The 22884-nt window shown below is 54.6% G+C and carries 25 protein-coding genes; 1 reads left to right on the plus strand and 24 read right to left on the minus strand.

What is annotated here, in order from left to right; translation table 11 throughout:
• Nucleotides 1-2: 2 nt before the first annotated feature.
• The 24 genes from coaBC to OO713_RS03345 all read right to left on the minus strand — a co-directional run bounded on the left by coaBC (nucleotide 3) and on the right by OO713_RS03345 (nucleotide 22065).
• On the minus strand, nucleotides 3-1142 hold the full coding sequence (gene coaBC, locus OO713_RS03230; protein ID WP_264786268.1) for a bifunctional phosphopantothenoylcysteine decarboxylase/phosphopantothenate--cysteine ligase CoaBC: 1140 nt from the start codon (nucleotides 1140-1142) through the stop codon (nucleotides 3-5).
• Nucleotides 1143-1149: 7 nt separating this feature from the next.
• Nucleotides 1150-1404 carry a DNA-directed RNA polymerase subunit omega gene (gene rpoZ, locus OO713_RS03235; protein ID WP_264786269.1) on the minus strand — a complete coding sequence of 85 codons (255 nt, stop codon included), beginning with the start codon at nucleotides 1402-1404 and terminating at the stop codon, nucleotides 1150-1152.
• Nucleotides 1401-1961, minus strand: coding sequence for a guanylate kinase (gmk, locus tag OO713_RS03240; protein ID WP_264786270.1), 561 nt, complete (start codon nucleotides 1959-1961; stop codon nucleotides 1401-1403). The genes rpoZ and gmk overlap by 4 nt, the downstream gene beginning before the upstream one ends.
• Nucleotides 1952-2764 (minus strand): orotidine-5'-phosphate decarboxylase, encoded by an 813-nt coding sequence (gene pyrF, locus OO713_RS03245; protein ID WP_264786271.1) that lies wholly within the window; start codon nucleotides 2762-2764, stop codon nucleotides 1952-1954. The genes gmk and pyrF overlap by 10 nt, the downstream gene beginning before the upstream one ends.
• Complete coding sequence (gene carB, locus OO713_RS03250; RefSeq protein WP_264786272.1) at nucleotides 2757-6050, minus strand: carbamoyl-phosphate synthase large subunit; 3294 nt, start codon at nucleotides 6048-6050, stop codon at nucleotides 2757-2759. The genes pyrF and carB overlap by 8 nt, the downstream gene beginning before the upstream one ends.
• Nucleotides 6050-7165, minus strand: a complete 1116-nt coding sequence (gene carA, locus OO713_RS03255) for a glutamine-hydrolyzing carbamoyl-phosphate synthase small subunit (RefSeq protein ID WP_264786273.1) — start codon at nucleotides 7163-7165, stop codon at nucleotides 6050-6052. The genes carB and carA overlap by 1 nt, the downstream gene beginning before the upstream one ends.
• The gene (locus OO713_RS03260; protein ID WP_264786275.1) at nucleotides 7158-7646 is read right to left on the minus strand and encodes a hypothetical protein; all 489 of its coding nucleotides are present in this window, start codon (nucleotides 7644-7646) and stop codon (nucleotides 7158-7160) included. The genes carA and OO713_RS03260 overlap by 8 nt, the downstream gene beginning before the upstream one ends.
• On the minus strand, nucleotides 7646-8905 hold the full coding sequence (locus tag OO713_RS03265; protein WP_264786276.1) for a dihydroorotase: 1260 nt from the start codon (nucleotides 8903-8905) through the stop codon (nucleotides 7646-7648). The genes OO713_RS03260 and OO713_RS03265 overlap by 1 nt, the downstream gene beginning before the upstream one ends.
• A complete protein-coding gene (locus OO713_RS03270; protein ID WP_264786278.1) occupies nucleotides 8905-9837 on the minus strand; it encodes an aspartate carbamoyltransferase catalytic subunit in 933 nt (310 codons plus the stop codon). The genes OO713_RS03265 and OO713_RS03270 overlap by 1 nt, the downstream gene beginning before the upstream one ends.
• Nucleotides 9834-10364 (minus strand): bifunctional pyr operon transcriptional regulator/uracil phosphoribosyltransferase PyrR, encoded by a 531-nt coding sequence (gene pyrR, locus OO713_RS03275; RefSeq protein WP_264786280.1) that lies wholly within the window; start codon nucleotides 10362-10364, stop codon nucleotides 9834-9836. The genes OO713_RS03270 and pyrR overlap by 4 nt, the downstream gene beginning before the upstream one ends.
• 63 nt (nucleotides 10365-10427) lie before the next feature.
• The gene (gene nusB / locus OO713_RS03280; protein ID WP_264786281.1) at nucleotides 10428-10847 is read right to left on the minus strand and encodes a transcription antitermination factor NusB; all 420 of its coding nucleotides are present in this window, start codon (nucleotides 10845-10847) and stop codon (nucleotides 10428-10430) included.
• Entirely contained in the window at nucleotides 10848-11411 is a 564-nt protein-coding gene (efp, locus tag OO713_RS03285; protein WP_264786282.1) for an elongation factor P, read from the minus strand. It abuts the gene before it with no gap.
• 28 nt (nucleotides 11412-11439) lie between these two features.
• The gene (locus tag OO713_RS03290) at nucleotides 11440-11871 is read right to left on the minus strand and encodes a type II 3-dehydroquinate dehydratase (protein ID WP_264786283.1); all 432 of its coding nucleotides are present in this window, start codon (nucleotides 11869-11871) and stop codon (nucleotides 11440-11442) included.
• A 9-nt stretch (nucleotides 11872-11880) separates the two neighbouring features.
• Nucleotides 11881-12909, minus strand: a complete 1029-nt coding sequence (gene aroB, locus OO713_RS03295) for a 3-dehydroquinate synthase (protein ID WP_264786285.1) — start codon at nucleotides 12907-12909, stop codon at nucleotides 11881-11883.
• Nucleotides 12906-13397: a shikimate kinase gene (locus OO713_RS03300; RefSeq protein ID WP_264786287.1), complete on the minus strand. Its 492-nt coding sequence runs from the start codon at nucleotides 13395-13397 to the stop codon at nucleotides 12906-12908. Before OO713_RS03300 ends, aroB begins: the two co-directional genes overlap by 4 nt.
• A complete protein-coding gene (aroC, locus tag OO713_RS03305; protein ID WP_264786288.1) occupies nucleotides 13398-14594 on the minus strand; it encodes a chorismate synthase in 1197 nt (398 codons plus the stop codon). It abuts the gene before it with no gap.
• 4 nt (nucleotides 14595-14598) lie between these two features.
• Nucleotides 14599-15378: an NAD(P)-binding domain-containing protein gene (locus OO713_RS03310; RefSeq protein WP_264786289.1), complete on the minus strand. Its 780-nt coding sequence runs from the start codon at nucleotides 15376-15378 to the stop codon at nucleotides 14599-14601.
• The gene (mltG, locus tag OO713_RS03315) at nucleotides 15371-16429 is read right to left on the minus strand and encodes an endolytic transglycosylase MltG (RefSeq protein WP_264786290.1); all 1059 of its coding nucleotides are present in this window, start codon (nucleotides 16427-16429) and stop codon (nucleotides 15371-15373) included. Before mltG ends, OO713_RS03310 begins: the two co-directional genes overlap by 8 nt.
• Nucleotides 16422-16856, minus strand: a complete 435-nt coding sequence (ruvX, locus tag OO713_RS03320; protein WP_264786292.1) for a Holliday junction resolvase RuvX — start codon at nucleotides 16854-16856, stop codon at nucleotides 16422-16424. The genes mltG and ruvX overlap by 8 nt, the downstream gene beginning before the upstream one ends.
• Nucleotides 16853-19489: an alanine--tRNA ligase gene (alaS, locus tag OO713_RS03325; protein ID WP_264786294.1), complete on the minus strand. Its 2637-nt coding sequence runs from the start codon at nucleotides 19487-19489 to the stop codon at nucleotides 16853-16855. Before alaS ends, ruvX begins: the two co-directional genes overlap by 4 nt.
• 7 nt (nucleotides 19490-19496) lie before the next feature.
• Nucleotides 19497-19754, minus strand: coding sequence for a hypothetical protein (locus OO713_RS03330; protein ID WP_264786297.1), 258 nt, complete (start codon nucleotides 19752-19754; stop codon nucleotides 19497-19499).
• Nucleotides 19755-19756: 2 nt separating this feature from the next.
• Nucleotides 19757-20104: a DUF948 domain-containing protein gene (locus OO713_RS03335; protein WP_264786298.1), complete on the minus strand. Its 348-nt coding sequence runs from the start codon at nucleotides 20102-20104 to the stop codon at nucleotides 19757-19759.
• A 6-nt stretch (nucleotides 20105-20110) separates the two neighbouring features.
• Nucleotides 20111-20740 (minus strand): 30S ribosomal protein S4, encoded by a 630-nt coding sequence (gene rpsD, locus OO713_RS03340; protein ID WP_264786299.1) that lies wholly within the window; start codon nucleotides 20738-20740, stop codon nucleotides 20111-20113.
• Between the two features lie 98 nt (nucleotides 20741-20838).
• Complete coding sequence (locus OO713_RS03345; RefSeq protein ID WP_264786300.1) at nucleotides 20839-22065, minus strand: replication-associated recombination protein A; 1227 nt, start codon at nucleotides 22063-22065, stop codon at nucleotides 20839-20841.
• A gap of 56 nt (nucleotides 22066-22121) precedes the next feature.
• Between OO713_RS03345 and OO713_RS03350 the strand changes: the two genes are divergently transcribed.
• A complete protein-coding gene (locus OO713_RS03350; protein ID WP_264786301.1) occupies nucleotides 22122-22874 on the plus strand; it encodes a peptidylprolyl isomerase in 753 nt (250 codons plus the stop codon).
• Nucleotides 22875-22884 lie beyond the last annotated feature (10 nt).

Genomic DNA, 22884 nt, shown 5'->3' on the forward strand with positions numbered 1-22884 from the left:
CACTAAGACAGCGAGGGGATAACCCTCTCCAAAATCCATCTACTTAGCTCGGACTTTGATCCGCTCGCTGACTCATGAGAGTTTCGGGAAATGAATTCAATTTGGTTGGTATCTGAGCCCAGTGCGCTGACCGAGTTACCCACGATAAAGTCAACACCTTTGTCCCAAAGCTTTGCAGTGGCAACCTCTACAAGTCGGTCTCCATCTGAGTCCGAGAGTGCGAAAGCAACCGAAATCACCTTGTGATTTGCGACGTAGGAGGCAATGAGGTCTTTGGTTGGTGTTAGTTCCAAGGTCAGCGATTCGCCACGCTTTAGCTTCTCGTTAGAGGGGTTCTTGACACGAAAATCGGAGACCGCAGCCGCCATGATGATTAGGTCGCAGTTCCGGTCCATCGCAAGCTCAAGCTCATCAACGTTTCCAACTTTGATCACCGACACCCCTGCGGGGGTTGCGGTCTCGATGTTGGCCGCAACCAAAGTGACTTGCGCCCCAAGATCGCGTGCAGCCTTAGCTAGCTCAATGCCCATCCGGCCGGTGGATGAGTTGCCGATAAATCGCACCGAGTCAATCGGCTCCCTTGTGCCCCCAGCTGTAACTAGAACGTGCTTGCCCTGAAGTGGAAGCCCCGAGAGTGCGAAGGTGGCAATCTCCTCTGGCTCAGGCATCCTGCCAGGACCTGAATCCTTGCCGGTTAGGCGACCGACAGCAGGCTCTAAAACTCGGATGCCGCGCTCTTGCAGGGTTGCAATATTGGCCTGTGTCGCTGGATTTTGCCACATCTCGGTGTGCATCGCGGGCGCAACAACGACCGGCGCTGTTGACGCCAGAATCGCGTTCAGCAGCAAGTCATCGGCGATTCCAGATGCGAGCCTTGCCAAAAAGCTGGCCGTTGCCGGTGCGACGATGATTAGGTCGGATTGTTGGCCAAGTTCAACGTGTCTGACGTCTGCGACATCGTGATACATGTCCAGATCGATGTTCTTGCCAGAGAGCGCTTCAAGAGTAGTCTCGCCGATGAACTTGAGAGCGTTTTGGGTAGGAAGCACGGTTATGTCGTGGCCGGCTTCTTTTAGCAGGCGAACGAGGTTCGCCGCCTTGTAGGCCGCGATTCCACCTGTAATACCAAGCAGAATGCGCAACTAAAACCTACTTGTTGTCGATCTTGTTCAGCTTGCCCTGGTGGATCTCATGCATTGCGATGCTCAGTGGCTTGTCGTCGATGCTGGAGTCAACTAGAGGGCCTACGTAGTTGAAGAGGCTTCCCTCGTGCAGGGCTGCGTAGTACTCGTTGATCTGGCGAGCACGCTTTGAGGCAAAGATAACCAACTCGTAGTTTGAGCCAGCCTTTGCCAATAGCTCGTCAATAGGTGGGTTTACGATTCCCTCAAGCTTCTCGCTCATGATCCTCTTTCGTACTTGCGCACCAATTCAACTACCTGAGCGACACAGCTGTCTAGGTCTTGATTGGTTAGATTGAAATCAAACTCCCCCGCACTTGCTAATTCCGTGCGAGCTGTTGACAGTCTAGTTTGAATTTGCTCTTCTGTCTCGGTTCCTCGATTTCTCAATCGAGACTCCAGCTCTTCCCAGCTTGGTGGCGAAATGAATATCGTCAACGCTTGGGGAATTCGGGCCTTCACCTGTCGAGCACCCTGCAGGTCAATTTCCAAAAGCAGGTGCTTGTCTTCTGCCTCGGCCCTGGTCAGTTCATTTAGCGGAGTTCCGTAGTAGTTGGACCCATGCACAATCGCATGCTCCAGAAGTTGATTCTCAGCAATCAAGCCCTCAAACTCCACCTTCGAGATGAAGTGGTAGTGAACCCCATCCACCTCGCCAGGCCTGGGACTTCTTGTGGTTGCCGAGACCGAAAGCATGAAATCAGGCTCGCTCGCCAGGATGCGCTGGACGATTGTCCCCTTGCCGACTCCGGCGGGTCCTGCGAGAACTACTAGCGCCAAATCTCGTCCTTTGCGATCTTGATTTGCTCTTTGAGCTTATCTGGACCCGTTGAGGTCAATCCCCTAGACATTGAGGCAATCACATTCTTAGCACTGGCACCAAAGATGCTTTGAATGTCAGCGAGTTTTGCTCCTTGAGCCCCAAAACCAGGGGCCAGAATTGCCACTTTGCAATCTTGTTCAATTACCTCGCCAAGGCCAAACTCCGCCAGATCTTGGGTTGCACCAATAACTAATCCAAGGTTTTGAGCTTCTACTTTCCGAGCAGCATCTAAAACCAGCTTTGACACGCTTTTGTTGCCCTGTCTAGCAGTTTGCAACTGCTTCGCCTCAGGGTTTGAGGTCGCGCACAGCACAAACAGACCACCGTTCACATCGCTGGCATAATCCAGCATTCCCTCGAGCGAGTCTGGCCCCAGATAACCCGAGACCGTTAGCGCATCAGAGCGAAGTGGTGAGTCATCCCCAAACCAAGCCTCGGCATAACCCTGCATGGTTGAACCTATGTCACCGCGTTTTGCATCGGAGATGACGAATAGGTTAGCCGCCCTGGCCTCGGCCAGGATTTGCTCCAACGCGAGTATGCCCTGCGAGCCAAAACGTTCAAAGAACGCCACCTGAGGTTTGATAAAACCAAGGTTCCCGGCTGCTGTATCCAGGCACCTGAGTCCAAAGTCCAAGACTCCCTGAGCGGAGTTGGGAAGTCCCCACTCCCGCAGCTCACTCTCTGAAGGATCAATGCCCAAACAAAGCGCAGAGTGATCCTCGATAGTTTTTTGAACTCGAGAGAGAAAACTAGTCATTCAGAAGCTGCTTTCTTTTCAGCGCGTGCTCCTGTAGTGGCTTGACCTTGAATTCACCCTCACGAATCATTTCAAATGATCCGATTGCGGCGCTCAGCTGAGCTGCGGTTGTGAAGATCGGCTTGTCGGCTGCAGTTGTTGCAGCTCTGATCTCGTAGCCATCCACTCGTGCGTCAGCTCCGGATGGGGTGTTTACCACCACGTCCACCTCGCCGGCGGTGATCATTTCCACAATCGAGCGCTCACCGGTTGCAGCCTGCGAATGCTTCGCCACTCGCTCGGCAGCGATGCCGTGTCTGGATAGCATCTTTGCGGTGCCATCGGTGGCAAGAATTCGATAGCCGAGCTGGCTCAGTCTTCGAACCGGAAGTAGTAGCTGCGGCTTATCGCGGTCCGCTACCGAGACGAACACGGTTCCTGACTTAGGGAGCTTGGAACCTGCACCCGCCTGAGACTTTGCAAATGCGGTTGGGAAGTCATCGTCAATACCCATGACCTCTCCCGTGGAGCGCATCTCGGGACCGAGTAGCGAATCCACGAAGCGACCATCACGGGTAGCGAAGCGCTTGAACGGCAAAACTGCTTCCTTCACCGAGATCGGAGTTCCGGTCGGAAGGTGCTTACCATCTTGAGCAGGCAGTGAACCCTGAGAAATTAGGTCCTTGATCGAGGTGCCCACCATCACGAGTGCCGCGGCCTTAGCAAGAGTGATTCCAAGCGCTTTGGAAACAAAAGGCACAGTCCTCGATGCTCGCGGGTTAGCCTCAAGAACATATAAAACATCTGAGGCCAGGGCAAACTGGACGTTGATGAGGCCCTTCACGCCAAGCCCCTTCGCAATCTGCTCGGTTGCATTCGCAACTCGTTCAATTTGAGCTTCGCTCAGGGTGATCGGTGGCAGCGTGCAGCTTGAGTCACCCGAGTGAATACCCGCTTCTTCAATGTGCTCCATGACACCTCCGACATACAACTCGGTTCCGTCATAGAGGGCATCAATATCGATCTCGATTGCATCATCCAAGAAGCGGTCGACCAACAGTGGGTGTTCGCTGTCGACCAGGGCATGGCCGGCGATGCGACCGAAGTAGCCCTCTAGCGACTTCTCGTCATACACGATCTCCATGCCGCGACCACCTAGCACGAAGGATGGGCGAACCAACACCGGATAACCGATGCGGTTGGCGACGGCAACGGCCTCCTCGAGATTGGTGGCGATGCCGTTTGCGGGAGCGGTTAGGCCAGCAGCATCCAAGATCTGCTGAAACTGACCGCGCTCTTCAGCTTTGTCAATTGACTCCGGAGTGGTACCCAGAATTGGCACACCGGCTGCCTCTAGTCCCTTGGCTAGGCCCAGTGCAGTTTGGCCACCGAGCTGAACCATGACACCAAGTAGTTCACCGGATTGGCTTTCGGCATGGATAACCTCTAACACGTCCTCCAGGGTCAGTGGCTCGAAATAGAGTCGGTCGGATGTGTCGTAGTCAGTTGACACGGTCTCGGGATTGCAGTTCACCATGATCGTCTCATAGCCGGCATCACGCAGGGCAAAGGCGGCGTGCACGCAGGAGTAGTCGAATTCAACACCCTGACCGATTCGGTTTGGACCGGAACCCAGGATCACTACCTTTTTCCGGTTTGACGGCCTAACCTCGGTGAACTGCTCGTATGAGCTGTAGTGGTAAGGGGTTAGTGCTGGGAACTCCCCCGCGCAGGTGTCGACAGTCTTGAATACCGGGCGAAGGTCTAGTTCGTAGCGCAGTGATCGAACCTGGTCTTCGCTCATTCCCCTGAGCTGAGCAATTTGAGCATCCGAGAAACCGTGTTCCTTGGCTCGCTTTAGCACATCTCGGGTGAGCTCAGGCTCGTCCTTCAGCCATTGGGCAATTTCGTTTATTAGTTGAATCTGGTCGATGAACCAAGGATCGATTTTGGTTGCCTCGAAAACCTGCTGTGCGGTAGCGCCAAGGCGTAATGCTTGTTGAAGCTGAACAATTCGCTCATCGGTCGGGATCTTGATCTTGGTCAATAACTCCTGGACAGAGTCTGCCATCTCTCCCCAGTGGAATGAGCTACCGCGCTTCTCAAGCGAGCGAAGCGCCTTCTGCAGTGCCTGAGTAAAGGTTCTGCCAATTGCCATTGCCTCACCGACACTCTTCATCGTCGTGGTGAGGGTTGGGTCGGCTGCTGGAAACTTTTCAAAAGCAAATCTGGGGGCCTTAACCACGATGTAATCGAGGGTTGGCTCGAAGCTTGCCGGGGTCACACCGGTGATGTCGTTTGGAATCTCATCGAGGGTGTAGCCAATTGCCAATTTCGCAGCGATTTTGGCGATCGGGAAACCGGTGGCCTTTGAGGCCAGCGCCGAGGAACGTGAAACTCGCGGGTTCATCTCGATAACGATGACGCGACCGTCCTCTGGGTCGACCGCGAATTGGATGTTGCAACCTCCAGTGTCAACACCAACTGCGCGAATGATCTCGATACCAATGTCACGTAGGTTTTGATATTCGCGGTCCGTAAGGGTTAGCGCAGGGGCTACCGTGATTGAGTCACCAGTGTGGACTCCAACCGGATCGAAGTTCTCGATGGAGCAGACCACCACGGTGTTGTCGTTTTTGTCACGCATGAGCTCGAGCTCATACTCTTTCCAGCCAAGAATTGACTCTTCAAGCAATACCTCAGAGGTTGGAGATGCCTGTAGACCAGCGCCTGCAATTCTTCTCAGGTCAGCTTCGTTGTAGGCAAAGCCGGAGCCAAGACCGCCCATAGTGAAGGAAGGGCGCACGACCATCGGGTAGCCAAGCTGCCCCGCCGCCGCCAAAACCTCATCCATGTTGTGCGCGATGAAGCTTTTGGCAACATCTGCACCTGCATCCAAGACCAATTGCTTGAAGGCTTGACGGTCTTCACCAGCCTTGATCGCATCGACATTTGCACCAATTAGTTCGACACCGTAGCGCTCTAGCGAGCCGCGCTCATACAGGGCCATCGCAGCGTTTAGTGCGGTCTGGCCACCAAGGGTCGGCAAAATCGCATCGGGCTGTTCCTTTTCGATGATTGCTTCAATGACCTCAGGGGTAATTGGCTCAACATATGTCGCATCGGCAAAGTCTGGGTCGGTCATGATGGTTGCCGGATTGGAGTTGATCAGAATTACTCTGATGCCCTCCTCCTGCAGCACGCGACAGGCCTGGGTTCCGGAGTAGTCAAACTCACAGGCCTGGCCGATGACTATTGGGCCGGAGCCGATTACTAATACCGATTTGATGTCTTGACGCTTTGGCATTAGCGGCGCTCCTTAATCATCTGAATGAACTTGTCGAATAGGTAGTGGGAATCGTGAGGTCCGGCAGCAGCCTCAGGGTGATACTGAACTGAGAAAGCCGGAATGTCTTGGCACTCTAGACCTTCAACAACACCGTCGTTTAAGCCGCGGTGTGACACCTTGACTAGGCCAAACCCTGCTGGGCTCTGCGCCTGGTCACCCTCAAGCTTCACTGCGAAGCCGTGGTTGTGAGCGGTGACCTCGACTCTTCCAGTGTCAGCGTGCATAACCGGTTGGTTAATTCCGCGGTGACCAAAGGCGAGCTTGTAGGTGTCAAACCCCAGGGCGCGGCCAAGGAGCTGATTCCCGAAGCAAATTCCGAAGAATGGCTTTCCTGCCCTAAGCACCTCGCGCAGAAGTTCGACCTGTGCGTTGGACGCCTCAGGGTCACCAGGGCCGTTTGAGAAGAAGACCGCGTCAGGCTTCTCAGCAAGTAGCGTCTTGGCATCAACATCTGCTGGAAAAACCTGAACATCCAGACCGCGTTCGCTCAGGTGTTCAAGGGTTGACTTCTTGATTCCAAGGTCGAGTATGGCGACCGAGCCAATTCGCCCACCCTTAGCGGAGATGGTGTAGCGATTTGGGGTTGTCACAACATCGGATAGCTTGCGACCCTTCATCTCGGGAGCCTCGTTGACCTTTGCGATCATCTCTGCGTTGGACTTGATTGCATCACCGGAGAAAATTCCAGCTCGCATCGCACCAGCATCACGAATCATGATGGTGAGGGCGCGAGTGTCAATGTTTGAAATTCCAACTACTGCCTGAGCGATCAAATCGGACTGCAGCGTGCGCTCGGCGCGGAAGTTAGACGCCATGCGGGATGGGTCCTTTACAACGTAACCAGCCACCCAGATTTTGGAGGATTCCTCATCTCGCTCGTTCATACCTACGATGCCGATGTGGGGTGCGGTCTGGATAACGATTTGCCCAGCGTAGCTAGGGTCAGTGATCGTCTCTTGGTAACCGGTCATCCCGGTTGCAAAGACTAACTCTCCGAGGCTTTGACCCAACGCTCCAAAGGCCTCACCCTCAAACACCGTGCCGTTTTCCAATACCAGGTAGGCCTTATCCAATTTCTACTCCCAACACCTCGGTTAGCTTTTCTTCAAAAATCTTTCGCTGCGACTTGGCGACAATTCGCAGGTGCGTTGCTAGCTCCTCATCACCCAGTTGCCAAAGCAACACCAACAGACCGTCCCGCTCTACGCCCTTGTCGATGGTTGCGCTGGCCCTAGTCGCTGCGGTGAGCTGGCTTGCCTCGATTAGCAAGCTGCGCTCCCCCTGGCGCTCAATGACCACACCGGTTTCACTCACGCTCAGTAGTGCCTTACCCCGACCGCCTAGCCCGTAAGCCCACACTCGCTTCAGGGGTGATTGAGCAAAAACAGTTGAGACGTAAAAACCTGCGATTGCATCATTCGCTGACAAGCCCCCTGAGGGTTCCGGAAGTGACGCCTCCTGAGCTTTTCTCAGAGAGCGGTTAGAGAAGAAAATGAGTGCCGCGACCACCGCGACCAGTGAGATTGCGATCGCTCCAATAATTTCTCTCGTCATCAGGCCAGCACCCCATCCCGAACCGTGAACCTGCCACCAAAAATGGTGTGGACAACTCGCCCTGGAAGTTCAATCCCTGCAAACGGGTTGTTGGTGCTCTTTGATCGGGTCTTCGCTTCGATGATTCGTTTGGCACTCGGGTCAATCAGAGTCAGGTTCGCTGGCTTTCCGATGGCAAGGCTTCCCTGACCCTCTAGCCTTGCAATCTCTGCCGGCTTAGTTGAAATCAGGCTACTGAAAAGGTTCCAATCTCCACCACCAGATAGCACGACCTCCTGGAGCACGCTCGCGGCATGTTCGAGAGCAACCATTCCAAACGCAGCCGCCTCCCACTCACAATCCTTCTTTTCAACGGAGTGGGGCGCGTGGTCGGTACCGAGCGCGTCAATAGTGCCGTCCAGCACCGCCGCTCTGAGCGCAAGCGTGTCTTCCTTGGTGCGCAGCGGCGGGTTCACCTTGAAAGTAGGGTCATAGCCTCGAACCAACTCTTCGGTGAGCATCAGGTGGTGCGGAGTTACCTCCGCAGTGATCTGAATTCCGCGACGCTTTGCCCAGCGAACAACGTCCACTGCGCCGGCGGTTGTAAGGTGACAGATGTGAAGCCTTGCCCCGGTTTGCTCGGCAAGTAGGGCGTCTCTGGCGATGATCGCCTCTTCCGCAACCGCAGGCCAACCCTTCAGACCAAGTTCTGTTGCGAGAGCACCATCGTTCATCTGAGAACCCCGGGTTAACTTTGGCTCTTGAGCATGCTGCGCAATGACGCCGTCAAAACCCTTTACGTACTGCAGAGCACGCTGCATCAACAGTGGATCGTGTACACAGTTGCCATCGTCTGAGAACACTCGAACCTTGGCTCGTGATGATGCCATTGAGCCAAGGGCTGCCAGCTCTTCACCCAATAGGCCCTTGGTGACCGCACCGATCGGTTGAACCTGAACATACCCAGCATCGATGCCAAGTTGCATCACCTGCTCGACGACGCCCGCGGAATCAGCCACCGGTGCGGTGTTGGCCATGGCTAACACGGCCGTATAACCACCGGCGGCTGCGGATTGTGAACCAGTCAGCACAGTCTCGCTGGCCTCAAAGCCAGGCTGCCTGAGGTGGGTGTGAATGTCGACAAATCCGGGAAGAGCAACCAGCCCAGAGCAGTCAATTCCGGGACCAACCTTGCCGATGGCGGTTATAACACCGTTGGTGATTTCAATGTCCGCACTCTCACCCGAAGCGAGAGTGACATTCTGCAAAACCGTGCTCATTAGATTTCCTCTCCCGCCAGGGTGGAGTACAAAACGGCCATCCGAACTGACACGCCATTTGCGACCTGTCGCAGCACAAGGGACTTGTCTGAGTCTGCGGCCGCAGATGAAATTTCGAATCCACGGTTCATAGGCCCTGGGTGCAGAATCGCGGTCCTATCCCCTAGTGATCTGAAGCGATCATCGTTAAGCGCCCAGCTTTTCGCGTATTCCCGCTCAGACGGGAAGAAGCTTCCCTGCATGCGCTCCTTTTGAACCCTAAGCATCATCACGGCATCGGGTTGTTGCGCCAAAGATTCATCAAAGTTGTGTGAAACCTTTGCGCCGAGCTTGTCAATTCCTGCAGGCATCAAGGTGGTTGGACCAGCAACTGTGACCTCAGCACCGAGGAGCTTCAGTAAGAGTACGTTGCTGCGTGCAACTCGGGAGTGAAGGATGTCCCCGACGATCAATACCTTCAATCCGGCCAGGTCACTCTTGAGCGAGAAGTGCTGACGCAGGGTCAGTGCATCCAGCAAGGCTTGAGTCGGATGTTCGTGGGAACCATCACCGGCATTGATGATGCTTGATGAAATCCAACCTCGATGAGCTAGCGCGTGTGCCGCTCCAGAAAATGGATGCCTCACCACAATCGCGTGAGCACCGAGTGCCTCCAGGGTTTGAGCAGTGTCCTTGAGCGATTCACCCTTTGATAGCGAACTCGTGGCCGCTGAAAAGTTGATCACATCGGCACTGAGGCGCTTGGCGGCAATCTCGAAGCTAATTCTGGTTCTGGTTGAGTTTTCGAAGAAAAGATTGACCACTGTCTTGCCGCGCAGCGCTGGAAGCTTCTTTACCTCACGCTCATTTACTGAACTGAGTTCAGTGGCGTTGTCCAGCAGCTGAACGGCTTGATCCTTGGTTAGGTCAGAAATGGAAATGAGGTGTTTCATGCTGAGATCACCACCTGATCCAGTCCATCAACCGCATCGATCATTACGGAAACCCGCTCCGCTTTCGCGGTTGGGAGGTTTTTACCAACAAAGTCTGGTCTGATCGGGAGCTCGCGATGTCCGCGATCAACTAGCACCGCGAGTTTCACCTGTCTCGGTCTACCGAATTCGATCAGAGCATCAAGTGCTGCTCTGACAGTGCGTCCTGAAAAGAGAACATCATCAACCAGCACCACGACCTTGCCATCTATGCCGGAGGCTGGAATCTCAGTCTTGCCCAGTGCTCTCTGGTTACCGCTTAGGTCATCGCGATACATGGTTATGTCCAGGCTCCCGAACAAACCATCAAACTCGGGCTCGATGCTGGTCAGAAGCGATGCGATTCTCCCGGCAAGGGAGACTCCGCGGGTTGGAATGCCAAGTAGGACTAAATCTTTTGATCCCTCGTTTGCCTCGAGGATTTCATGGGAGATGCGTCTAAGCGCTCTATCGATGTCTTGTGCATCGAGTACGACACGAGAGGTCATTTCTTCTCCTTCTTCGCCTCTCTGGACGAAGTTAAAGGACATATATTGCTCAAAGCATACTAGCTAAAGAGCGGTTGAACCCTTGGAAAGTCGAGCGAGTACGCCATTGACAAATTTCGATGAGTCTTCGGTGGAATACTCGCCCGCCAGCGCGACCGCTTCGGCGATTGCAACCTCACTGGGAACCTCATCGTTGTAGAGGATTTCCCAGCTGGCAAGCCGCAGAATCGCGCGGTCAACATTCGGCATACGCTCGAGCGACCAGTTATCAGCCAACATCCTTAGTTGAGTGTCAATGCTGTCAGCATTTTGCAGGTAACCGGTGACCAACATCTCGGCGTAGTCAAAAATCGCCTCTTGGTTTTGGCGATCGCCTACTTCAGATCGGGTGTCTTCTAGCAGAGTAAGCGGGTTTGAACCCGTCACGTCAGCTGCAAAAAGCGCATCTAGCGCGCGCTTGCGGGCCTTAGTTCTAGCGCTCAACTATTCGCTCACGCGACCGAGGTAGTCACCGGTGCGAGTGTCAACCTTCACTCTGGTGTTGTTCTCAATGAACAGTGGAACCTGGATCTGGTAACCAGTCTCCAAAGTCGCAGGCTTGGTGCCACCGGTTGAGCGGTCGCCCTGTAGGCCAGGCTCGGTATATGTGATCTCCAAAACGACCGAAGCTGGAAGCTCAACGTAGAGCGGGTTTCCCTCGTGCAGCGCTACTGTCGCCATCTGGTTCTCAAGCATGAAGTTTGCAGCGTCGCCAACTGTCTCGCTTGGCACGGTGATCTGGTCGTAGTTGGTGGTGTCCATGAAGACATAGCCCGAACCGTCGTTGTACAGGTACTGCATGTCGCGACGGTCAACGTTTGCGGTCTCGACCTTGACACCTGCGTTGAAGGTCTTGTCGACGACCTTGCCGGAGAGTACGTTGCGCAACTTGGAGCGAACGAAAGCTGGCCCCTTACCTGGCTTTACGTGCTGAAACTCGATTACGGACCAAAGTTGACCCTCGATGTTTAGCACCATGCCGTTTTTTAGATCGTTTGAAGTTGCCATGACTCTCCTTGAATAAACCTTGAGAATTCTAGTTGGCTAAGAGCTGTGAAACAGCTAGCACGTAGCTTCTAAGACCAAAACCAGCAATCACACCGGTGGCAACACCAGAAATAACTGAATTGTGGCGGAACTCTTCACGGCTGTGCGGATTAGAGATATGAACCTCGATTAGCTTGCTGCCGGAGCTGGTCAGCACAGCACAAGCATCTCTGAGGGCATATGAGTAGTGAGTGAAGGCCGCCGGGTTTAGCACCACATCAGAGCCATCTTCAAAGGCCTGATGAAGTTTTTCAATCAGGGCTTGCTCGCTGTTGGTTTGAAAAAACTCAAACTCGACGGTTGGAAACTCTTCTTTGAGAAGATTCTCCAGATCCCCCAAGTTGGCGCTGCCGTAAATCTCAGGCTCTCGCCTACCCAAAAGATTTAGGTTTGGGCCATTCAGAATCAGAATCTTGCTCATGCGATAACGCTATTCCACAATCGCCTGGAAGGCGGTGAAGAGTAGTTCTGGAGTTGGCGCGCTCAAGATGCTCGGCTTACCAATCTGATCCAGCACGACAAACCGAAGAGCTCCGGATCGCACCTTCTTATCGCGCTGCATGGTGGCAAGGAGCTGATCCCAGCGATCCGCTCGATAGCTCAGCGGAAGCCCCAACCCCCCCAAGACTTTGCGGTGTCGCTCAAGATCTGCCTCGCTGAGCTTTCCGGAGAGCATCGATAATTCGGCTGCAAAAACCATGCCTATCGAGATTGCCGCCCCGTGACGCCATTTGTAACGCTCCGCGTGCTCGATTGCGTGGCCAAGAGTGTGGCCGTAGTTGAGATACTCCCGCTCACCCAACTCTTTGAAATCGGCTTCGGTGACTCTCTCCTTGATCGCAACGGAGCGTTTCACAAGCTCCTCAATCAAATCTGACTTTGGATCCAATGCGCTGGGATCTTCCAGCGCATCAAGAATCCATGGGTCTGATATGAAGCCATACTTTGCGACCTCGGCCATGCCGGCAATCAGGTCGTTCTTCGGCAGCGTTTCGAGAGTGTCTAAGTCGATAATGACCCGGTGCGGCAGATGAAAAGCTCCGACTAGGTTCTTTCCCTCCGAGGTATTCACCCCAGTCTTGCCGCCAACTGCAGCATCAACCATTCCCAAGAGGGTGGTTGGGATTAGTACGCTTCGAACTCCGCGTAGCCAGGTAGCTGCGACAAACCCTGCCAGGTCAGTGGTGGCTCCACCGCCAAGTCCGATAACTGCGTCGTTGCGATGAAAATCAGCCTGGCCCATGACGCCCCAGCAAAACGCTGCAACCTCAATGCGCTTTGCATCCTCACCGTTTGGAACCTCGGCCAAGATAGCCTCAAAACCTTGGACCGCAAGCCGCTCACGAATTGCCTCAGCAGTTGCCGAAAGTGCCTGCGGGTGAACGATCAAAACCTTTTTCACACCATCAAGGGCTGTTGGGATCTCGTCAAGTAACCCTCTACCAACTACTGATCTCATATCCCTAAACCATCCCTGATCTCTTGAATTAGCTTCTTTATCGGCCTACCACCGGTAAAGACCGTTTGCTTCGCCAACGCCTGATACGTGCTCAATCGAGCATCGTAGATCTCCTGCCAGCGCTTTGGGTTGTCTCTAATCAAAGGTCGCTTTGACATGTTGACCTTCCCTATCACGTGCTCGGCACTGGTATCCAAAAAGATCACGTGGTGCTTCGAAATCAGCTCCTGATTGCGCTGTCTCAGGATTGCTCCCCCACCGGTTGCAACCACGGCAGGTTGCTCCAGTGCAGCCTCTAGATAGCTAGTTTCGAGATCTCGAAAGTACGCTTCGCCCTTTTCCTCAAAGAGCTTGGTAATTGGACCGTGTTCCCCAGCGATTTGCTTATCGGTATCGATGAACTGCAAACCAAGCTCTTTGGCAAGCTTCTTCCCCAATGTGGTCTTGCCGGACCCCATCGGGCCAATAAGGACGATTGCTCCAGCCATCTAAGGCCTGACAATGCGTGAGCGCATCACCTCTGGGATGCTAGCGAGGTAGGAATCGAGGTTGCGCTTGGTCTCTGCAACTGAATCGCCACCGAATTTTTCCAAGACGCTGTTGGCTATCACGAGCGAAACCATGGCTTCGACCACCACACCCGCGGCTGGCACGGCGCAGACATCACTGCGCTGGTGGTGGGCGGTGGACGCCTCTCCGGTTGCGGTGTCAAGAGTTTTGAGCGCTCTCGGAACAGTCGAAATCGGCTTCATGCCGGCACGCACTCGGATGATCTCACCATTGGACATGCCGCCCTCAATACCGCCGGCGCGATCTGTGACTCGGCTTACCTCTCCGGCTTCACGCACGATCTCATCGTGAGCGACTGAGCCACGACGCTTGGTGGTCTCAAGACCGTCACCAATCTCTACCGACTTCATAGCCTGGATCCCCATTACAGCTGCTGCCAACTGGGCATCGAGACGACGATCCCAGTGGACATAGCTGCCAAGCCCTGGAGGGCAGCCGTAAACCAAGGTCTCGGTCACGCCGCCGATGGTGTCGCCCTGGGAGTGACAGAGATCAATTTCTGCAACCATCGCCTCGGAGGCTGCCTTGTCGAAGCAACGCACTGGGTCAGTATCTAAAGCCTCAAGATCCGACGGCCTGGGCATTTCAAGCGACTCGTTCCTAACCGGGCCGATCGCAACGGTGTGGGTGACAAGTTCAATCCCCAGCTCACGCAAGAAATTTTGGGCAATGCGCCCGAGTGCAACTCTGGTTGCTGTTTCTCTCGCGCTGGCGCGTTCTAGCACTGGACGCGCGTCATCAAAACCGTACTTCTGCATGCCGGTGAAGTCTGCGTGCCCAGGTCTTGGTCTTGTCAGCGCCGCAGCTCTTGCACCAGTGAGTTCTTCTTCCTCAACGGGTGCCGCACTCATCACGGTTTCCCACTTCGGCCACTCGGTGTTTGCGATTCGCAGGGCGACAGGTCCGCCCTGGCTAAGGCCGAAGCGAACCCCGGCAGATAGCGTGACCTCATCCTGCTCGAACTTCATTCGAGCACCGCGGCCGTAGCCGAGGCGACGTCTTCCTAGAGCGTCTTGAATGTCCTCTTTGAGAATTGGCACTCCCGCGGGCAGCCCCTCAATCATTCCGATAAGTTCTGGGCCGTGGGATTCACCCGCAGTTATGAAGCGCAACATTCGACTATTTTGCCACCTCGAGCGCCTTGCGCGCCGCGAGAAGTAGTTTTCCTTCGTTTTCTAGCTGCTCATCGAGCTCAAGGCCGTGAAACAGCCGTTGCTGTCCCAGTGCTTGCCAAAGCAGCATCTCAAGACCGGATACCCGATTCTTTTCAGGAAAATGTAGAGCCAACTTGGTGGGCCAGGGGTGATAAACCACATCCAGCAGCACACCCTTGTATTCACCTTTGAGCTGATCGTCTAGCCCTCCAGCGACGACAGTACTGATCACGGCGGGTTGACTAAGCGCGGTGTGTAGCTTCTCGATAGCTGAAATCTCGAACTCTGCCGCCAGTCTTTTGGCTTTGTCTAACGACCTACCCCAGATCGATACATTCTTCCCAAGTTCAAGCATGGCCACAATTGCACTACGAGCGGTTGCGCCTGTTCCGAGGATCGCTACTGAGCTGAACTTCTTGCCCATCATTGCCTGCTGGATACCAAATACATCAGTGTTGTAGGCGTCCCAGCCAGTATCTGTTCTAACCAGGGTGTTGGCGGCTTGAGCCTGAATCGCAACGAAATCCGCGCGCTGTCCGATATCAAGGGCCTCTTCTTTGAGCGGCATGGTGAGGCTGAGTCCATGCCAGCTGTCGTCGAGTGTGCCCAGAAATTTAGCTAGCCCAGAACCTAATTCGATGCGGTCGTAGCTGTGTTTTTCTCCAAGTTCCGAGAAGATCGCACTGTGGATCTCGGGTGATTTTGAATGGCTAATTGGTGAGCCAAGCACCGCGAACTTACTCATTCCATTCGGGGTTATCTCTGAGCCATTGCCGGTATAGCTCAGCTGCCTTTTCGTGCTCGGCAAGAGTGGTGGAGAAAACTGTTTCCCCGGTCTTTAGATTGATTGCCACGAAGAACAACCAATCCCCATCGGCTGGTCGGAGCGCGGCCTCAATCGCCAACGATCCAGGGTTTCCCACTGGCCCTACTGGGATGCCTTTGTAAATGTATGTATTGAAGGGGTTGGATGCGTCCTTGACGCCATCGGTGAAGTTCGACTGCTCCTCCTCATAGCGATATTTCACGGTTGGGTCTGACTGCAACAACATGCCCTTATCGAGCCTGTTAGCGAACACCCTAGAAATCTTGAAAAAGTCCTCTTCGTGCTTACCTTCGGCCTGAATCAGGGCTGCGAGCGAAAGAAGTTCATGAGCATCCTTAAGCTCAACGCCAAAGCTGGCTAGCTCGGCCTCCATGCGATCAACCATCGTCCTGATTACGGTTTCCGCAGTGACATTTGGATCAAACGTGTAGGTCGCCGGGAACAGATAACCCTCAAGCGTTGGAGCATCTTCTGAAATACGCTCCCGCTGGGTCTCCAGGGCCGCGTATAGGGCATCGCTCTCGAGCGAGAGCGCCTCAGCCACAAGCGGAATGAGTTTTTGAATACGCATCCCCTCTGGGATGGTCACTTGATTCACGACACGGTTCTTGCCGTCAATCAGCAGTCGAAGCGCGGTCGCGCCAGAAATCTTGGTTGGGAAGCTGTAGGTGCCTGGGTAAATGGTGAAATCGGCATTCAGCATTTCGCGATAGACGGCATCGAAGCTCTTCACGATGTCCGCTTCAAGCATCTTGCTAGCGACCGCAGCGCCGTCGTCACCGGCCACGATGGTGATAGTTGTCTCAGGGCCTGGCTCTCCGTCGTAGTCCTCAACCACGAACTTGGCGAGGTAGGACTTGATCGAGTCATAGCTAAAGGTCACCATAACAAGGGAACCCAGGAGCAGGGCTCCAATGGTCACCAGTGAGATAAGCAAGTTGCGCTTGCCGCGCTGAGTCGAGTTACTCATCGAATTCACTCGTCTCCTTACCCGCTAGTTGACCCTCTCGCTCACTCTGAAGGGCAAACTCCAGGATCTGCTGGGCGGCTTGGGCATCAACAATACCCTTTGAATTCTTGGCATTTTTGCCACTTGCCCGAAGCAGAGCGTGTGCACTCTTGGTGGTGAGTCGCTCATCAATCATGCGCACCGGCAGGAAAGCTGCAAGTCGACGGGCAAAGCTCAGCGCACTTGCCGTGGACTGGGTGTGATTGCCGCTGAGCGATAGCGGAAGACCAACATAGATCGCTGCAACCTGCTTTTGTTTTGCAATCTCGACCACTTCGCTGGCGGCGTTCTCCGAAAATGCCAACACATCAAGCGGTATTGCCAGGCTTCCTTCCGAGATGGCAAGACCGATTCGGCTTTGACCGACATCGACCGCCAGTTTTCTCATCTGATCAGACCGGCCGCAATCGCGATAGCAGCGTCAAGCTTGCCGGCATCGGTACCGCCACCTTGAGCGAGGTCAGCCTTGCCACCACCGCCGCCGCCAAGTTCGGCCGAGGCAGCCTTGGCAAGCTCTCCCGCCTTAATGCCTTGCTCAATTGCCTGCTGGCCACATGCCACCATCACGGTTGGGCGAGACTCGAACTCCGCACCCAAGATGACAACTGCTTTACCCCCGAGCTGATCACGAGCGGCCGTGGCGAGGTTGCGAAGGCTCTCTGAGTTGGTGTTCTCCAGCTTGGCGCTCAAGACTCGCAGACCCGCAATCTCCTGAGCGCTTGCCAGCAGTGCTGGCAATTTGGCGAGAGCTTGGGCCGCTTCTAGCTCGGCAATCTTGCGGTTTGCTTGGCGAAGCTCTTCCAGCGCGTCTGCAATTTTGCTCTCGAGCTCTGCGGCTGGGGCCTTTACTGAGGCGGCCAGGCGCTTCACAAGGTCACGCTCGCGGGTCAAGTTTCGAAGTGCATCGATGCCAACAAAGGCCTCAATACGCCTGGCTCCAGACCCAACGGATGACTCGTTGCTGATGGAGACTAGTCCGATTTGGCTGGAGCGAGAGACGTGAGTACCACCACATAGCTCTCTAGACCAAGGACCACCCACCTGAACCACGCGAACTGATTCATCGTAGGTTTCGCCAAAGAGTGCGATGGCTCCCCATTCCTTTGCCTCGGGCAAAGTCATGAACTGGGCTGAGACTGCAAGGTCAGAGCGAATCGCGAGATTTGAAACTTCCTCAATTTCGCTCTTGGCGCTCTCTGAAAGTGCCTCGCCCCAAGCGAAGTCAAGTCTCATGTATCCAGGCTTATTGAAAGATCCGGACTGTAGCGCTTCAGGGCCAAGAACCTGACGAAGCGCAGCGTGAACCACGTGGGTCGCAGAGTGAGCCTGGCAAGCACCAAGTCGCCAGTTTGCATCAACCAAGGTTTCTGCGATTGTGCCGGTGGTGACCTCGCCGTTTAGGACCCTCACCTTGTGCGAGAAAAGACCCTTCACTGGCTTCTGAACGTCCAATACCTCTAGCTCAAAACCATCACCGCGGATAATTCCTGCGTCAGCGGCCTGGCCACCCGACTCCGCATAAAGCGAGGTCTTATCGATGAACAGCTCACCTAGTTCACCCTCGCGAAGCGACTGAGTCACTTCCCCGTCTCGAATGAGTCCAAGGACGCGACCCTCAGCGCTGAGGCTTTCGTAGCCGAGGAACTGAGTCTCACCCTTTTGCCTGAATTCGCTGTAGACCTGAAGGCCGGCTGCGCCGACCTTTTTGCTCTTGGCGTCTTCTTTGGCGCGCTGCTTCTGCTCGGTCATGAGTCGGTTGAACTCTTCACGGTCCACGCTCAGACCGTTCTCCTCCGCAATCTCTTGAGTTAGATCAATCGGGAAGCCATAGGTGTCGTGAAGTAGGAATGCGATATCGCCACCCAAAGTGCCCTTGGCATTTGAGATGGCATCCTCAAGAACGACGGTCCCGGCCTCAAGCGTGCGTCTGAATCCAGCCTCTTCGGCAAGAGCTGAGCGAAGTACTCGCGGGAAGCTCTCCTCGAGCTCTGGATATGCCTCGACCATCGCGTTTTTGGATGTGGTGAAAAGTCTCTCGAAGCTCGGTTCGGACACGCCAATCAGGCGCAGTGCTCTAATCGAACGGCGAAGGAGTCTGCGGAGGATGTAGCCACGACCCTCATTGGACGGGGTAACCCCGTCAGACATCAGCATCAGTGCTGAGCGGATGTGGTCAGCCACCACACGCATTTTGACGTCGTCTTGCTCGTTTGCCCCGTAGCGCTTACCGCTGAGTTCTGCAGCAACGTCGATAAGCGGCCTTACCTGATCGATCTCATAGATGTTTTCAACACCCTGGAGCAAAAACGCGACACGCTCAAGACCCATACCGGTGTCGATGTTCTTCTTCGGAAGCTCACCCAAGATCTCGTAGTGATCCTTGGTGCCCCCGTCAGCACGTTCGTACTGCATGAACACAAGGTTCCAGATCTCGATATAGCGATCCTCATCGGCCTCCGGGCCGCCTTCAACTCCATATTCGGGACCGCGGTCGAAGTAAATCTCGGAACATGGTCCGGCAGGCCCACGCTGTCCAGTGGACCAGTAGTTGTCCTTCATGCCACGCTTTTGAATGCGCTCGCGCGGAACTGAAGAGTTTTTCAACCAGTAGTCAATTGCCTCGTCATCGTCTTGATAGACCGTTACCCAGAGCCGCTCAGGGTCAAAGCCCAAGCCACCGTCCTCTAACTTGCCGGTGAGTAGTTCCCAGGCGTAAGCAATTGCCTCTTCTTTGAAGTAGTCACCAAATGAAAAGTTTCCGTTCATTTGGAAGAAGGTGCCATGACGAGTGGTCTTACCCACCTCATCGATGTCCAGTGTTCTCACGCACTTCTGCACGCTGGTGGCGCGCGAGTAAGGAGCGGGTAAGACGCCTGTCATGTAAGGGATAAAAGGCACCATGCCCGCTACCACGAACATAAGCGTCGGGTCTTGAGAGATTAGTGGTGCACTGGGAACAACGGTGTGGCCCTTGCGTTCGAAGAACTCAAGCCACCGCCGTTTGATTTCGGCAGTCTTCATGGATTATCTACTTTGCGGTAGTGGTTTTGCGCTTTGCTGCTGGCTTTCTCGCCGCAGGCTTAGCTACAGTCTTGGCAACTGGCTTTACTGGAGCCTCTAGCTCCGCTTCACGCTCGAGGTATCCCTCTTTGACAGCTGAAGCAAAATCCTTTGCGGCATCGATCGCCTCATCCAAAGCCAGCTGTGCCTTTGGGTTGTCTCGAAGTTGAATCACGGTGATCGCACCTAGTGAGATGCCGGCTACAAACCAACCAAGTTTTGACATGATTACCTCCGCTTTCCAAGGGTCTTTACGACACCTTGCACTACACCAAACAGCTTAGCCAGCGGGGCGCCAAGGGAAGCTGTGAAAACTGCCACCAGGGAGTTGATGTTCTCGGTTACCTGCTCGACATCCTCGGTAATCTGATCGATTCGCTTCAGCTGCTTATTCGCCTCGGTCAAGGTGACGCGGGCTTCTGCCAGCATTGGTTCGAGTTCTTGGTTGAAGGTGCTCACGGTTCGAGCGGTTTCATCGACCAGCTTCGCCACCTTGATCAGCACGAAGCCGATAAACAAAATGAGCAGGGCGAAACTGCTGGCAAAGATGATGCCGGCAATTTCGCCACCGCTCATAAGGTCTTACCTCGCTGCGTAGTACTCAACAACCAGCTGAACTTCACAGGTCACTGGCACTTCGGCGCGCTTAGGGCGACGAACCAGGGTGGCCTGCAGCTTGTCCAGCTGAACGCTTAGGTACTCAGGAGTGGTTGCTAGCACATCGGCGTTTCCGCCAGCTGCTGCAACCTGGAATGGCTCAGTCTTCTCGCTCTTAGCGTGGACGTGGATCATCTGACCAGGCTTCACGCGGAAGGATGGACGGTCAATACGCTGACCATCTACCAAGATGTGGCGGTGCACGACCATCTGACGTGCCTGTGCCATGGTGCGGGCGAAGCCAGAGCGCAAAACTAGTGCGTCAAGGCGCATCTCTAGTAGCTCTACCAGGTTCTCACCGGTTAGACCCTCAGTGCGCTTGGCTTCCTGGAAGGTCTTGCGAAGCTGAGCCTCGCGAATTCCATACTGTGCGCGTAGACGCTGCTTCTCACGCAGACGAACTGCGTAGTCGGAGTCGGACTTGCGCTTGGTGCGGCCGTGCTGACCAGGTGCGTATGGACGCTTCTCCATGTACTTTGCAGCCTTAGGAGTAAGAGCGATTCCGAGTGAACGCGACAAACGGGTCTTGCTACGGGTTCTAGTTGTCTTTGACAAAAAGGTACCTTTCGAATTTTGTTATTGGGACTTGTTCATCTCCCAGCCGCTGGATCAGAACAACTTGCAAAGCTTACCAGTCGAGCTAAAAGCTGTCACTACTTGCCGAGAATTTCGTCAATTTGCCTAAGGCGCTCAGCAAGTGTCTTTTCAAAACCATGCGCAGAGGGCTCGTAGTAGCGCTTTTCCAGGTCGGCGTAGTTCTGCTTCAGCACGCCCCTGGGATCGTGATGGGGATACTGATACCCCACTGCACCAGTTGACCGAAGTGGCGCTGGTATGGGCTTGAGCGAGTTGGTTTCCAGGTCCTCGAGGGCGGCATTGATGGCCTGGTAAGCGCGATTGGACTTTGGCGCTAACGCGAGATAAATAGTGGCCTCGGCTAGTGGAATCCTGCCCTCTGGCATACCGATCAGCTCGACGGTTTGCGCAGCTGCCACCGCCATCGAAAGTGCTCCTGGGTCAGCTAAGCCAATGTCCTCGCTTGCCAAAATCATCAGTCTTCGCGCTATAAACCTCGGATCCTCTCCCCCTTGAATCATGCGCGCCAGGTAGTAGATTGCAGCGTCGGGGTCCGAGCCTCGAACTGACTTAATGAATGCGCTAATCGTGTCGTAGTGCATTTCGCCCTGGGAGTCGTAGGCAATTTGATTCGCGCTTGCCCGCTTTGCATTCTCCAGGGTTAGATCTCCAACACTCGCGGTTGCTTCCAAAAGGGTTAGTGCCCTGCGCGCATCTCCAGATGCAATTTCGGCGATGTAATCAAGTGCCTCCGGTTCTGCCGTTAGTCCGGGTAATCCTCGTTCGTCTTTGAGGGCTCGGCCGATTACCTCGAGTATTTGATCTTTGCCCAGCGGCTCAAGCTGGAACACAAGTGATCTCGATATGAGCGGACGAATCACTGAGAACGACGGATTCTCTGTTGTGGCAGCCACCAAAGTTATGACCCCGCTCTCGACTGCCCCGAGCAGGGAGTCCTGCTGGGACTTGGAGAAGCGATGAATTTCATCGAGGAACAGGATGGTTGGGCGATCAAAAACCTCACGTTGGCGCTTGGCCGCGTCGATGACCTCTCGTACCTGGCTAACCCCAGCGCTAACTGCACTCAGTTCGACGAACTCAGCAGCCTTGCTCTCCATAAGGAGTCTTGCAATGGTGGTCTTTCCGCTTCCCGGCGGCCCCCAGAGAATGATTGAGTTCCAAGCACCGCTCTGTTCGGCTTCGATGAGTCTTCTAATAGGAGAACCTTTGGCTAGCAGGCGGTTGTGACCAAGCACCTCTTCGAGGCTTTTTGGTCGCATTCGGATTGCCAGCGGTTTGTCCACAAACAGATTGTAGGCAACGCCTAGAATTGCGAGTCGTCACTCACTGTGAGGTTTTCATGAAAAACAACGAAAAGCTAGCTGCGTTCCAAGCAAAGCAGGAGCTCGTCAAGCGCCGCGCCGAGAATGCTCCCAAGGACAACCGCCTTGCACTTATTTCAGCTGCAGCCGCCCTGGTAATCGCCTTTGCGGGACAGTTGGTCTATTTCAATTTCGGACCAGGCTTTGTTCCAACGGTGAATGACCTGGTTGACGGAGAGGCCTCGACCGAGTCCGACACTGCTTCATTGGCCCCAGATCCTGCGCTTTCTGAGAACCGAGTCTGGAACGGTGCCCTTTCGCTAAATGGCCAGGAGGTCAAGTTCGAGCTTTCGGGCGACCTAGCGCCGCAGGCAGTTGCAAACTTCGTCACCCTGGCAAAGGACGGATTTTATGAAGATGTGAGCTGCCACCGTCTCACCACCGCAGGAATCTTCGTGTTGCAGTGTGGTGACCCTGCTGGTGATGGCACCGGCGGCCCTGGCTACAGCTTCGGTCCGATCGAAAATGCCCCATCCGACGACACCTATGCCGAGGGCGTGATCGCAATGGCTCGCAAGGGCGGTGACGGTTCATCGATGGGTTCCCAGTTCTTCATCGTCTACGACGAGTCGATGATTCCTTCTGACATCGCTGGTGGTTACACCATCATGGGTAAGGTCACCTCAGGCCTGGATGCCGTGAAGGCGATTGCAGCCAAGGGCACCACCGATGGCTCTAGTGATGGAAGTCCCCTCGAGCCGGTTTTGATGAGCGGTATTTCGGTAGAGTAAAACCTCAATC

The sequence above is a fragment of the Aquiluna sp. KACHI24 genome (assembly GCF_025997915.1).
GTDB lineage: Bacteria > Actinomycetota > Actinomycetes > Actinomycetales > Microbacteriaceae > Aquiluna.

What these genes read in the sequence shown, in the direction of transcription:
- OO713_RS03310 (WP_264786289.1), bottom strand. Translation starts at nt 15,378, where the DNA reads ATGAGTAAGTTCGCGGTGCTTGGCTCACCAATTAGCCATTCAAAATCA.
- rpoZ (WP_264786269.1), bottom strand. Translation starts at nt 1,404, where the DNA reads ATGAGCGAGAAGCTTGAGGGAATCGTAAACCCACCTATTGACGAGCTA.
- alaS (WP_264786294.1), bottom strand. Translation starts at nt 19,489, where the DNA reads ATGAAGACTGCCGAAATCAAACGGCGGTGGCTTGAGTTCTTCGAACGC.
- efp (WP_264786282.1), bottom strand. Translation starts at nt 11,411, where the DNA reads ATGGCAACTTCAAACGATCTAAAAAACGGCATGGTGCTAAACATCGAG.
- OO713_RS03330 (WP_264786297.1), bottom strand. Translation starts at nt 19,754, where the DNA reads ATGTCAAAACTTGGTTGGTTTGTAGCCGGCATCTCACTAGGTGCGATC.
- OO713_RS03290 (WP_264786283.1), bottom strand. Translation starts at nt 11,871, where the DNA reads ATGAGCAAGATTCTGATTCTGAATGGCCCAAACCTAAATCTTTTGGGT.
- OO713_RS03335 (WP_264786298.1), bottom strand. Translation starts at nt 20,104, where the DNA reads ATGAGCGGTGGCGAAATTGCCGGCATCATCTTTGCCAGCAGTTTCGCC.
- aroC (WP_264786288.1), bottom strand. Translation starts at nt 14,594, where the DNA reads ATGTTGCGCTTCATAACTGCGGGTGAATCCCACGGCCCAGAACTTATC.
- pyrR (WP_264786280.1), bottom strand. Translation starts at nt 10,364, where the DNA reads ATGACCTCTCGTGTCGTACTCGATGCACAAGACATCGATAGAGCGCTT.
- OO713_RS03270 (WP_264786278.1), bottom strand. Translation starts at nt 9,837, where the DNA reads ATGAAACACCTCATTTCCATTTCTGACCTAACCAAGGATCAAGCCGTT.
- aroB (WP_264786285.1), bottom strand. Translation starts at nt 12,909, where the DNA reads ATGAGATCAGTAGTTGGTAGAGGGTTACTTGACGAGATCCCAACAGCC.
- OO713_RS03350 (WP_264786301.1), top strand. Translation starts at nt 22,122, where the DNA reads ATGAAAAACAACGAAAAGCTAGCTGCGTTCCAAGCAAAGCAGGAGCTC.
- pyrF (WP_264786271.1), bottom strand. Translation starts at nt 2,764, where the DNA reads ATGACTAGTTTTCTCTCTCGAGTTCAAAAAACTATCGAGGATCACTCT.
- OO713_RS03300 (WP_264786287.1), bottom strand. Translation starts at nt 13,397, where the DNA reads ATGGCTGGAGCAATCGTCCTTATTGGCCCGATGGGGTCCGGCAAGACC.
- OO713_RS03260 (WP_264786275.1), bottom strand. Translation starts at nt 7,646, where the DNA reads ATGACGAGAGAAATTATTGGAGCGATCGCAATCTCACTGGTCGCGGTG.
- ruvX (WP_264786292.1), bottom strand. Translation starts at nt 16,856, where the DNA reads ATGAGAAAACTGGCGGTCGATGTCGGTCAAAGCCGAATCGGTCTTGCC.
- carB (WP_264786272.1), bottom strand. Translation starts at nt 6,050, where the DNA reads ATGCCAAAGCGTCAAGACATCAAATCGGTATTAGTAATCGGCTCCGGC.
- OO713_RS03265 (WP_264786276.1), bottom strand. Translation starts at nt 8,905, where the DNA reads ATGAGCACGGTTTTGCAGAATGTCACTCTCGCTTCGGGTGAGAGTGCG.
- mltG (WP_264786290.1), bottom strand. Translation starts at nt 16,429, where the DNA reads ATGAGTAACTCGACTCAGCGCGGCAAGCGCAACTTGCTTATCTCACTG.